Here is a 1,546-nt window from a genome sequence, read left to right on the forward strand (position 1 = left end):
GGAGCCGTAGCGAAAGCGAGTCCGAAGAGGGCGTTAAGTCGCGGGCGGTAGACCCGAAACCGGGTGAGCTACCCATGCCCAGGGTGAAGGTAGGGTAAGACCTACTGGAGGCCCGAACCCACTGGTGTTGAAAAACCAGGGGATGAGGTGTGGGTAGGGGTGAAATGCCAATCGAACCCGGAGATAGCTGGTTCTCCCCGAAATGCGTTTCAGCGCAGCCTCAGGGGTGAGAGTACCGGAGGTAGAGCACTGGATGGGCTAGGGGCCTTAGCGGGTTACCGAACCCAACCAAACTCCGAATGCCGGTACTTGGTCCCTGGGAGTGAGACCGCGGGGGATAAGCTTCGTGGTCGAGAGGGGAACAGCCCAGACCGCCGGCTAAGGTCCCTAAGAGCGGGCTAAGTGGGGAAGGATGTGGGGTTGCTGAGACAGCCAGGATGTTGGCTTAGAAGCAGCCATCATTTAAAGAGTGCGTAATAGCTCACTGGTCGAGCGACCCTGCGCCGAAAATGTAGCGGGGCTCAAGCCCGCCACCGAAGCCGCGGCAGCGCGCGGGATACGCGTGCTGGGTAGGGGAGCGTTCCCTCGGCGTCGAAGCCGTACCGTAAGGAGCGGTGGAGCTGAGGGAAGTGAGAATGCCGGCATGAGTAAGCGATAAGGCAGGTGAGAATCCTGCCCGCCGTAAGCCTAAGGTTTCCTGGGGAAGGCTCGTCCGCCCAGGGTTAGCCGGGACCTAAGCCGAGGCCGAAAGGCGTAGGTGATGGGTAAGGGGTGGATATTCCCCTGCCACCGGTCGGGGGCGATGGGGTGACGCAGGAGGGTAGGCTGAGCGCGCGGCTGGAAAAGCGCGTCCAAGCCTGTAGGGTGCGGGATAGGCAAATCCGTCCCGCGTAAAGCCCGAGAGGCGATGGGGAGGGAAAGGTAAGTACCGAAGCAGCCGATCCCACACTGCCGAGAAAAGCCTCTAAGCGACCAAGACCCGGCCGGTGCCCGTACCGCAAACCGACACAGGTAGGCGGGGAGAGAATCCTCAGGCGCGCGGGAGAACCCTCGTTAAGGAACTCGGCAAACTGACCCCGTAACTTCGGGAGAAGGGGTGCCCTTGCGGGTTAAGGCCTAGGCGCCGTAAGCCTGCGGGGGTCGCAGAGAGCGGGCCCAGGCGACTGTTTACCAAAAACACAGGTCCCTGCTCAACTCGTAAGAGGAGGTATAGGGGCTGACGCCTGCCCAGTGCCGGAAGGTTAAGGGGAAGGGTTAGGGGGGAGACCCCCGAAGCTCTGAACCTAAGCCCCGGTAAACGGCGGCCGTAACTATAACGGTCCTAAGGTAGCGAAATTCCTTGTCGGGTAAGTTCCGACCTGCACGAAAGGCGTAACGACCTGGGCGCTGTCTCGACGAGGGGCCCGGCGAAATTGAGGTGCCAGTGAAGACGCTGGCTACCTGCGGTGGGACAGAAAGACCCCGTGGAGCTTTACTGCAGCCTGGCATTGGACTCTGGTGTTCTATGTACAGGATAGGTGGGAGGCTGAGAAGCCTGGGCGCCAGC

At 61.3% G+C, this 1,546-nt stretch carries 1 rRNA gene (only partly in view); it reads left to right on the plus strand.

The window, feature by feature from the left end:
- Positions 1–1,546 (plus strand): 23S ribosomal RNA (locus DXX99_RS10850) (its annotated part extends 727 nt beyond the left edge of the window); the annotation flags it as partial.

This window comes from Ammonifex thiophilus (genome assembly GCF_003368535.1).
Taxonomy (GTDB): Bacteria; Bacillota; Desulfotomaculia; order Desulfotomaculales; family Ammonificaceae; genus Ammonifex; species Ammonifex thiophilus.